We start from the raw sequence: 1,349 nt of genomic DNA, 5'->3' as shown, positions 1-1,349 counted from the left end.
GCATGTTTGAACCTTCTACGTGAAGAAGGCAACGAGAAGCGTCTAGCAGCAAAAACTAAGCAACTGGCTGACGGCTTCAAGCAACTGGCTGACAAGCACGGCATTCCAATGCTAGTGCACCAAGTAGGCGGTATGTTTGGTTTCTTCTTCACTGAACAAGAATCAGTGACTTGCTACGAAGATGTAACCAAGTGTGATGTAGAACGCTTCAAACGCTTCTTCCACCTAATGCTGGATCACGGTGTTTACCTTGCGCCTTCAGCATTCGAAGCAAGCTTCACATCACTAGCTCACGGCTCTAAAGAGATCGATGCAACACTAGAAGCGGCTGATCGCTGTTTCGCAATCATTGCTGCAGAATAAGGCTATTTAGCTTTAACATATTGATTATAAAGGCTGACAAGTGCAGCCTTTTCTTTTTCAAGCAAACCGAGAGTCACAAAATAGTTCTCACCTCTTTGCGACTTCCAGTTAGCGCTCCCAGAATAAAAACACCAGTAGCATTAAAGTGCCCAGCAACATTCGAAACCACGGGATCTCTTTTTTGACTTGCTGCTCATTCTCTTGGCATTTTTTGTCGTTATTACAACACCCCATAATGAAAACTCCTCATTGCTAACTCTCTGTTTTGCAGCCATTATAAACTGAGTTCGCAAACATAGAGACCACTACCGTGTCAGAAAAGATCAAAATTAACTCAAGTCATTGGGTGATTATTGTCGCCCTACTTGCGGCGGCGTATGCCTGTTATTTATTGATTGAACCTTACGTCAACTCCATCGTCATGGCGTTCATCATCTCGCTACTGATGTTCCCTATCCATGAATGGCTAGAGAAAAAACTGCCAAACAAAGCCAATTTGGTCTCTCTACTATCGTGCATCATTCTTACTTTCATCATAGTCATCCCTCTGCTCGCGGTCTTTGCAGCCATTGTTCAGCAAGGTTCGCTGTTCTCGCAGAACACTTATAAGTGGGTGACACATGGCGGCATCCAGACCCTATTTGAGCATCCACTGGTTGTTAAGGCTCTGGCTTTCGTTAATGACTACCTGCCGTTTGATAACATTGAACCACAAGCCATTGCGCAGAAAGTCGGTGAATTTGCTACTAGCTTTGGCTCCAAATTGGTTGGGATCAGTGCCAAGATCTTAGGTGATGCGACCAACTTCTTGATGGATTTCTTCTTGATGCTGTTCGTGCTGTTCTTCCTGCTGCGCGATCATGACAAGATCATCAGTGTAGTTCGTCACATATTGCCTCTGTCTCGCAGCCAAGAAGACAAGCTACTTGCAGAGATCGAACAAGTATCTAAATCCGCTGTTATGGGCTCATTTTTAACTGCGATTG

The 1,349-nt window shown here is 44.6% G+C and carries 1 protein-coding gene and 1 pseudogene; both read left to right on the top strand.

Annotation, left to right across the window (positions count from 1 at the left end; genetic code table 11):
* Nucleotides 1-363: pseudogene (locus tag KIV40_RS33260) on the top strand (aspartate aminotransferase family protein); the annotation flags it as partial.
* A gap of 310 nt (nucleotides 364-673) precedes the next feature.
* Nucleotides 674-1,349: AI-2E family transporter (locus KIV40_RS33255; protein WP_285353664.1), on the top strand; the 676-nt coding region annotated here is incomplete at its 3' end.

The sequence above is a fragment of the Vibrio sp. D173a genome (assembly GCF_030248475.1).
The sequence above is the reverse complement of the archived record's forward strand: the minus strand, read 5'-3'. Positions and strand labels throughout refer to the sequence as shown.